Origin of the sequence: Chamaesiphon sp., from assembly GCF_041738855.1 — a bacterium.
GTDB lineage: Bacteria > Cyanobacteriota > Cyanobacteriia > Cyanobacteriales > Chamaesiphonaceae > Chamaesiphon.
In genome coordinates this window covers 1-7498 of the sequence record NZ_JBGSPA010000133.1, presented here as the reverse complement: position 1 = coordinate 7498, position 7498 = coordinate 1, and the positions used below count along the sequence as shown (strand labels likewise).

The window sequence follows — 7498 nt, the reverse complement described above, 5'->3', positions numbered from 1 at the left end:
GCTAAAGTCCTGCATCTTGTCGAAGAATACTGGATTTTTGAGCGTGACAGTAAAAGATTCCCAGCAAGACTCGGCAATACTGCTATTGAACGCCGCTGGATTCCCGAACCCAGAGTTTTCTGCTGCCAACTTTTCCCACAGACTCCAACTGGTACAATCCTGTTTAGTCAACTGTTTGGGCGCACTCGTCATCGAACCCAGACTCGAAGCATCAGTCATCGAACCATTTTGGAAAAAGACTAGATCGCCATTTTCAACGGCAATAGTTTTACTTTCACCCAATTGCTGATAATGAATACCCGTTACTACCAACTTATCGGCGGCGATGTGTAGCTCTAAATCCGTTACCTTGCAATCTACATAAAAATGGACATTTTGAGTTGCCAGCCAACTCTGTAACGGGCGCACAAAAGAATCGTACTGATTGTAGACAGTGCGCTTCACCCCAGCGAGGGTTTCAATCCGCGAAAATTCCATCATAAAACGATGCAAATACCGCTTGAATTCCACGGCACTATGCCACGGCTGAAAAGCGAATGTCGTCGCCCACATATACCAAAATTCAGTCTCAAAAAATTCTGGAGACAGCCAATCGGTAATGCAACTATTACTTAATTCAGCTTCACTAGCCTCAGTTAGTCGCAGCAATTCCTGACGATCGTGCATCGAAAAGCCCATCGATTTTACAGGGACTTTTGCCCGCCGCCGATCGACTAATCGCGCCATCGCATGTGACTTATACTTTTCGTTAAACTCGATCGTTTCATCAAATACTGATTTACCTGGTAGAGTCAACGAGGGAATCGACTTAAACAGATCCCAAGTGCATTCATAATTATCAGTTGTTAACATCCGTCCGCCTCGTAGCGAATAACCATCTGTCGGGTTGCCTGCTCCATCCAAACTCCCGCCCATAATGGGCTTGGCTTCGAGGATCGTAATATTTTCGCCCGAAAATTCGCCGTCACGAATCATAAAGGCTGCGGCGGCTAAAGAGCCAATTCCACCACCTAATAAATACGCTTTAGATAAATTACTCATATTAATTAACTCCTTAAAAAATTTGGTTTAATCTCGAATTTAAGTCTGATGAGTGGGGCGGATGATGATTTCATTAACATCGACATCCATCGGTTGCTCGATCGCATAAGCAATCGCCCGCGCAACTGCATCAGCATCGATCGCTGTCTTCGCATAATATGCGTTCAGTCTCGTCGCCGTATCTGGATCGCTAATTGTACTCGTCAACTCCGTTGCAATCGCTCCAGGCGAGATATTTGTAGAACGAATCTCACCCTTCGACTCTTGCCGCATTCCCTCCGAAATCGCTTTGACTGCAAACTTAGTTGCAGAGTAAACTGCTCCCGATGGGGCTACATTATGTCCAGCCACAGAGGATAAATTGATAATGTGACCAGATTTTTGGTGGCGCATCGTCGGTAGCACCGCCGCAATTCCATACAGAACGCCCTTGATGTTGACATCAATCATCTGCTCCCATTCGTCTACCTTGAGCGCGTCCAGGGGCGAGAGCGGCATCAATCCGGCGTTATTGATTAGTACATCGATCCGACCGTAAGTACTCAAAGTCTTTTGTGCTAAGGCTTCCACTTGGGCGCGATCTGATACATCGGTGACGAGGTAATCTGCCGTCCAGCCAGATTTGGCGATCGCCGCCACCAATTCCTTGAGTCGATCTTCGCGGCGGGCTGCCAGCATTAGTTTGGCTCCACTAGCAGCCAGTCGTTCGGCGGTAGCTGCACCCAGTCCACTACTAGCTCCGGTGATGATGACTACTTTGTTTTGAATCTCGGACATATTGACTCCTGTGCGCGATCGCCTGTAGGTCGTGAAATCTACTCAACTCCGTTCTGTAAATTGAGAGCGCGTCGTTGTCCCGACGGCAGCATCAGCATCCAAATACCATCAAACAAAAGGTCGATCCCAATTAAATTACCAATCAGCCAAGCTGCGCTTAATAACGAGCTAGACCAAATGTAAATGCCAAAAATAATCCCGATGATGCCGCTGACTAACATCCAGCCCCAATTAGGGATAGTCCGCCGCATTTGCAACGAGAGTGACACTCGAATTATGCCTTGGACAAAAATCGTGCCACCTAAAACTAAGTTGAAGACAGTAAATATTCCTGACAGCGGATATATCGCTACAAAAACACCAGCTATGAGATATGAACCGCCGAGAATTAGTTTCCAAAATACTTGACTTATCCCCCACGATTGCAAGGCATAAAAGATTTGAATAATTCCAGCGAAGATGAATACTAATCCAAGGAATAAAGTGAGATCGAGAGCGGCAAATAAAGGGAAGATCGTAGCAAGTATACCCAGTCCGATCGTCACAATTGCCAGCGAAATTAGCCAGTTAGAACTAACAAGTCTAGGTTTAGTTCTTGGCGCATTAGCTCTCATGATTTACCTCTCGATTACTAAGGAGCAACATAGTTTGTGGATCGAATTAGTAATGCTCGTTGGCATAGCTACCGTGATGGGGCATCGCATTTAATAATGAAACTGTATCCCAGTTCCCAAAGTAACGAATCCCGTTAATGAAAAATGTTGGCGTACTGTCTACGCCACTTTCCATACCAGTTTTGATGTCCTCCTGGATGTGGCGTAGGTGATGCTCATTATTGAGATCGCGGTCGAATAAATCGCTGTCTAATCCTAACTTGCGGGCGTAATGAAATATATTTGTCTCGCTTAAAGCAGATGGAAACTCAAACAAAGAATAGTGCATCTGCCAAAACTGATTCTGCGCCGCTGCTGCCTCCGTTGCCTCTGCCGCTCTCATCGCTTGGAAGTGCAGATCGATGAGTGGAAAATGCCGCACGACATAACACAATCGGTCTCCCAGCTCATATTGCAGCTCTCGGACGATACCGACAGCTTGAGCGCAATAAGGACATTGATAATCAACGTATTCAACCAAGACGATCGGAGCCGCAAGCATTCCTTGGCTATGGTCGCGAGTTCCAACTGGCAGGACTAAATCTAAGGTAGTATTTGTGGAAATCATTAGTTCACCTATTCAATTACTAATTGTGTTGCTAGGAATTAATTTCTATGGTTCGACTGGCTGTAACTTAACTAATGTTTTTGTCCCAGTAGCATCACTAATCCAAACGGCTAGCATCCGACCACTTTCGCTTTGTCCGGTTAATACTTCCGTTGGTGCATCGACGGTATGAGCGTAAGTAACTTCATCTTTACCTGTTTCAATTACGAGATCGTTGCCCTTGCCTGGTCTGTCATAAACCATCGCCATTAAAGGCGCATTTTGAATCAATTCTTCATCACCGAGTTCGGGATTGATAATTTCAATTGAGATATGTCGTCCCCGATTACCATCAGAAAACTGGTCGAAGAATTCACCCCAGCGTTCTTGAGGTACAGATTTTGTTAGTTCGATTTGATTTAGCATGTGTTTTTTGGATTGATATAGTTGTCAGTTTCTAGCTAGTTCAGATCGGTGCGGTGGTAGGATGCTGGTAGCTAAATTTCGATGTCATCAGCGATCGCTTTCACGCCTGCAATCCGCTTCACCGCTTGTACAGCTTCCAATTTCTCGACATAGCTACTGACGTAACCATTGAGCGTCACCGTACCGTTTTTGACTAAAACACCGATGTCTGTGACTTTGACGATCGGCTCATATTTGAGTTCGGCAAGCACATCGATTTTCAGTGTTGCGTCAGTCTTTTTGGTAATAGTTTGCATGTTACTTATTTCCTAGTGGTGAAAATTGAGATTAGTGAGTGACTTGTAACACCAACTTGCCGTAGGGATGACCGTGCTGGCTGAACTCTTGGGCGGCTGCGGCGGCTGAGAGTTCGAAAGTTTTTTCGACAGTTACTTCAATTTGGTGGGCATCAATTAGCTGGGCGATCTGTTGGAGTTCTCGCTCGGCTTTGGGATCGAGCACAACAGCAGCCGCTCGGATACCTGGCGGAATCCCTGCTGCTGGGACACCGAGCGTCGATACCAAAATGCCACCGTGACGGATGACTTGCCACGATCGCGCCTGGGTTTCCCCACCAACTAGATCGAGGACGACATCGATATCTTTCACCTGTTGCTCGAAGGGTTGGGCATGATAATCGATGACGAGATCGGCTCCAAGATTTTTTACATAATCAACATGCGCCGCCGCAGCGGTGGCGATGACTCGTGCTCCCTTTAACTTGGCAAGCTGAATGGCATAACCACCGACACCACCTGCGCCACCGTGAATTAGTAGCGTCTGCCCTGAATGGAGATCTGCTTTGTCAAATAACGCTTGCCAAGCGGTCATTGCCGCCAACGGTACCGCCGCAGCGTGGATGTAGTCTAGAGTGTGCGGCATTGGCGCGATCGCCTCGGCATAGCACAGTGCGTACTCCGCATAGGCTCCCGAAAGCTGGAGATCGGCAATACCATACACATCCTGTCCTGGCTGTAGCGTCGTTACGCCACTACCCACTGCTGCCACCACACCAGCAATATCCTCACCGATAATTACGGGTAAAGGAAGATCGAGCATTTGCTTAAAGTAGCCCTCGCGAATTTTCCAGTCGATCGGGTTGACTCCCGCTGCATGGACGCGTACCAGTACTTGACCCGCTTGGGGTTCGGGACGCAGGACATCATCGTAATAGAGATTTTCCACCCCGCCATAGGCATGAATGCGGATTGCTTTCATCGTTGTCACGATCGTGTCCTCCATAGTGAATAAAATCGGTGTCCAGAACACCTGTACCGATCGCTAAAATAGTCATCAAACATTGTTATGGCTATATCAACGCTGGGCTGCCAGCAATTCGCCAGGTGTCCAGACGAACTCTTCCCCTTCCCCAAAATAGCCGTCGAATTTTGTCACGAGCAGATCTCCTAGCACCTTAGTCTGACAAGCCAGCCGTCGTTTGTTGTCATTCACATGCGGATGAAGCAGCGTCGGTCGTGTTTCTGCTGCTGTCGGTACTGAAACCGATCCTTCCACTTGCACCAAGCAAGTGCCGCAGATGCCATGTCCGTGACAATTGAAGATTTTTGCTCCAGCATTGTAAAGATCGATATCTTGTGCGAGCAGAGCTTCGCGGAGGTTAGTACCTTCGTCAACGTCAAAAGTCTTGCCTTCAGCGATAATTGTTGCCATGTTCGTGCTCCTATTGGTGTAATGGGTTAGATAAAAATTTAGCTGCGAACTAAGGGCGTATCGACTAAATGTTCGGCGAGAAACCAGACTTGTGATTCATTCGTCCGCAACACATCGCTCGTCAATAAGTCGCTCGTGCCTTCATCATGATTGGCAGCACTGGCAATAATTCCTTCCCGAACTTCCCGCAAGATCGATTCATGTGCTTCTAACAAGCGCGATAACATCATGGGCACCTCTTCCACACCATTGGGCGGACGATCGATTATTGTTACTTCAGCGACATGGCGCGGATCTGCGATCGCCACACCGCCTAATGTCTGCACTCGTTCGCCGATCGTATCGATTAACTCCAGTTGTTCGCCTGCATGTTTGTCGAATAACAGATGCAATTGATAAAAAGTATTGCCCCGCATCAACCAATGATGTTTTTTATAGAGGCTGTAGAGAATCATGCTGTCTGCGAGAATCTGGTTGAGTTGTTCGCAGCTTTCCTCACGGGCAATACTGCCCAGTGCGAGTGGCAAATTTCGGAGGGTGCCAAACTGTTGAATTTCCCGCCCATGCTGATGCAAAATAGGCTGACTGTTCTCTTTGCGATTATTTGAACTTGAAGTTTGAATCTGCATTTGGATTTTTCCTTGCGTTTCAATTTCTGTTCGATGATGCCTCAAATGTGTAGGGGCAATTATGGATTGCCCCTACTTCAGTTCCTATGCTGCGATCGACATGCTGATGCCATGACTGATTTTGTCGAGCATCTGCTTGGCTTGAGTGACATCCTCAGTGGTACCTGTCACCAAGATGATGAATTCACCTGCTTGGATTTTGGTTTCATACTTGAGCACCTCATCTTTGGGGATACCCAAACCGCCCAAAGCACCTGCTAGTCCGCCGATCGCCGCCGCACCAGTAGCCCCTACCAAAGTCCCTTCCAACCACCCTGCTAACACGCCAGTAATCGGGCCAGCAATCACTAATGGAGCCATTCCAGGAATAAAGATTACCCCCGCACCGACTAAAATCCCAAACAAACCGCCAAAGAAGGTACCCCAATAAACGCCGCCTGTGGCTCCGGCTGTGGCTGTATCTTGCCAGCTGAGAAATCCGCGTACATGCTCGTTTGTCTGGTAATCTTTACCGACAATTGATAGTTTCTGCATATCGAAGCCTTGTCGTTGCAGCTCCCGTACTACTGTCTCAGCTTCAGTATGGGAGGGAAAATGCGCGACGATTGTATGCGTAAATGCCATATATTGGTGTCCTCATTCGTGAATTAAATATGTAAATTAGTTACCCAATCTCTGGTCTAATGTTTTTTAGAATTTCCATTAGCAGCTTCAGCATCCATGCGCTTACAAATTGCCTCTAGGGTTGCCTCTTCCGCTTCTTCCATCATTGCCATCGCTACGGCAACCGATGTAGCCGCATAGTCTTCAGCTTGTTCGGCACGGTGTTCGAGTTTCTTGATTTCACGATTTGCTTTCCACTCATCGACGCTCGATTGCACATCAGCTTCTTTGTCCTCAAATTGAGTTTTGAGCTTAGCTCGGTAATCGTCGAATTCTTGTTTCTTCGCGGCTAGACTGGCTTTAGCTTTATCGAGTTGCGATTGAATGTCGTCTTGATTTTTTTTCGTAGCAGATTTGATACTTTTATTGAGCGATTTTGCCCGATCTTCAACTGCCTCTAAATTGTCATGAAGTTGACTTGTGAAGTTGTCGATTGCAGTACTCATGTTATTTTAGCCAATTTGCTAAATTTACAAAACCTGTCGTTAGCGTTGTCACCGAAGAAAAAAATATGCTATTAAGTTGCCACCTGACATCGAAGTTTTGCAGTCAAATATTCCGAAGATTGGGTCGCAAGCGCAATTACTTTTCGGTAAATTTACAATGCAGATTCATTAACTTTTATCCTAAGCTAAAGATGTGAGGATCTTGTGAGGAAAATATTTTTTCGTCACTATTAAAAGCTTTTATCTTAATGTTTAATTCATTATTTTACAACTATTGATTGCTACACATAATCAAAATTATCTAATTTGTCTGTCCACATATAGATAGATTTTTCAATATAATCTCAATCAAAAGGGGTAGACAGAAACTAAAAGTAATCAAAAAAAAGCTCCCACAGGATGGGAGTTTTTTTGAAATATAACTTGAATAGATCTTATCTATGCAAATGAAATCCGCTCTCGTTTGCTTTCGACTGAGGAAATAGACTCCTGGCTCATACCAATTAATTCGGCGACTCGGACAGCAGAGGAAATCGCTCCCCCATGCAAACCATCACCAAGATAGGCTCCCGCATGATAAGTGTGATTCTCACCATTAGTCGCCAC

Annotated in this window: 11 protein-coding genes and 1 pseudogene; all 12 read right to left on the bottom strand. The window is 46.1% G+C overall.

All coding sequences use genetic code 11. From position 1 onward, the window contains the following. Positions 1-1041, bottom strand: a 1041-nt coding sequence (locus ACEW9I_RS13080) for an oleate hydratase (RefSeq protein WP_373540773.1), incomplete at its 3' end; no start/stop codon positions are given. A gap of 39 nt (positions 1042-1080) precedes the next feature. Further along, on the bottom strand, positions 1081-1818 hold the full coding sequence (locus tag ACEW9I_RS13075) for an SDR family oxidoreductase (protein ID WP_373540772.1): 738 nt from the start codon (positions 1816-1818) through the stop codon (positions 1081-1083). Between the two features lie 38 nt (positions 1819-1856). Beyond that, entirely contained in the window at positions 1857-2432 is a 576-nt protein-coding gene (locus tag ACEW9I_RS13070) for an HdeD family acid-resistance protein (protein WP_373540771.1), read from the bottom strand. A gap of 46 nt (positions 2433-2478) precedes the next feature. Then, entirely contained in the window at positions 2479-3039 is a 561-nt protein-coding gene (locus ACEW9I_RS13065; RefSeq protein WP_373540770.1) for a DsbA family protein, read from the bottom strand. Positions 3040-3084: 45 nt separating this feature from the next. Beyond that, complete coding sequence (locus ACEW9I_RS13060; protein WP_373540769.1) at positions 3085-3444, bottom strand: DUF5335 family protein; 360 nt, start codon at positions 3442-3444, stop codon at positions 3085-3087. Between the two features lie 71 nt (positions 3445-3515). Further along, positions 3516-3740 (bottom strand): BON domain-containing protein, encoded by a 225-nt coding sequence (locus ACEW9I_RS13055; RefSeq protein ID WP_373540768.1) that lies wholly within the window; start codon positions 3738-3740, stop codon positions 3516-3518. Positions 3741-3771: 31 nt separating this feature from the next. Beyond that, positions 3772-4725 (bottom strand): NADP-dependent oxidoreductase, encoded by a 954-nt coding sequence (locus tag ACEW9I_RS13050; RefSeq protein ID WP_373540767.1) that lies wholly within the window; start codon positions 4723-4725, stop codon positions 3772-3774. A gap of 72 nt (positions 4726-4797) precedes the next feature. Beyond that, positions 4798-5154, bottom strand: coding sequence for a 2Fe-2S iron-sulfur cluster-binding protein (locus tag ACEW9I_RS13045; RefSeq protein WP_373540766.1), 357 nt, complete (start codon positions 5152-5154; stop codon positions 4798-4800). Positions 5155-5192: 38 nt separating this feature from the next. Beyond that, positions 5193-5783 (bottom strand): Dps family protein, encoded by a 591-nt coding sequence (locus tag ACEW9I_RS13040; RefSeq protein WP_373540765.1) that lies wholly within the window; start codon positions 5781-5783, stop codon positions 5193-5195. A gap of 84 nt (positions 5784-5867) precedes the next feature. Beyond that, positions 5868-6407 (bottom strand): general stress protein, encoded by a 540-nt coding sequence (locus tag ACEW9I_RS13035; protein WP_373540764.1) that lies wholly within the window; start codon positions 6405-6407, stop codon positions 5868-5870. A gap of 56 nt (positions 6408-6463) precedes the next feature. Beyond that, positions 6464-6892: a hypothetical protein gene (locus ACEW9I_RS13030; protein WP_373540763.1), complete on the bottom strand. Its 429-nt coding sequence runs from the start codon at positions 6890-6892 to the stop codon at positions 6464-6466. Positions 6893-7330: 438 nt separating this feature from the next. Then, positions 7331-7498 (bottom strand): annotated as a pseudogene (locus tag ACEW9I_RS13025) (amine oxidase); the annotation flags it as partial.

Coding starts and splice junctions, on each gene's coding strand:
- ACEW9I_RS13075 (WP_373540772.1), bottom strand. CDS start 1,818: ATGTCCGAGATTCAAAACAAAGTAGTCATCATCACCGGAGCTAGTAGT.
- ACEW9I_RS13070 (WP_373540771.1), bottom strand. CDS start 2,432: ATGAGAGCTAATGCGCCAAGAACTAAACCTAGACTTGTTAGTTCTAAC.
- ACEW9I_RS13065 (WP_373540770.1), bottom strand. CDS start 3,039: ATGATTTCCACAAATACTACCTTAGATTTAGTCCTGCCAGTTGGAACT.
- ACEW9I_RS13060 (WP_373540769.1), bottom strand. CDS start 3,444: ATGCTAAATCAAATCGAACTAACAAAATCTGTACCTCAAGAACGCTGG.
- ACEW9I_RS13055 (WP_373540768.1), bottom strand. CDS start 3,740: ATGCAAACTATTACCAAAAAGACTGACGCAACACTGAAAATCGATGTG.
- ACEW9I_RS13050 (WP_373540767.1), bottom strand. CDS start 4,725: ATGGAGGACACGATCGTGACAACGATGAAAGCAATCCGCATTCATGCC.
- ACEW9I_RS13045 (WP_373540766.1), bottom strand. CDS start 5,154: ATGGCAACAATTATCGCTGAAGGCAAGACTTTTGACGTTGACGAAGGT.
- ACEW9I_RS13040 (WP_373540765.1), bottom strand. CDS start 5,783: ATGCAGATTCAAACTTCAAGTTCAAATAATCGCAAAGAGAACAGTCAG.
- ACEW9I_RS13035 (WP_373540764.1), bottom strand. CDS start 6,407: ATGGCATTTACGCATACAATCGTCGCGCATTTTCCCTCCCATACTGAA.
- ACEW9I_RS13030 (WP_373540763.1), bottom strand. CDS start 6,892: ATGAGTACTGCAATCGACAACTTCACAAGTCAACTTCATGACAATTTA.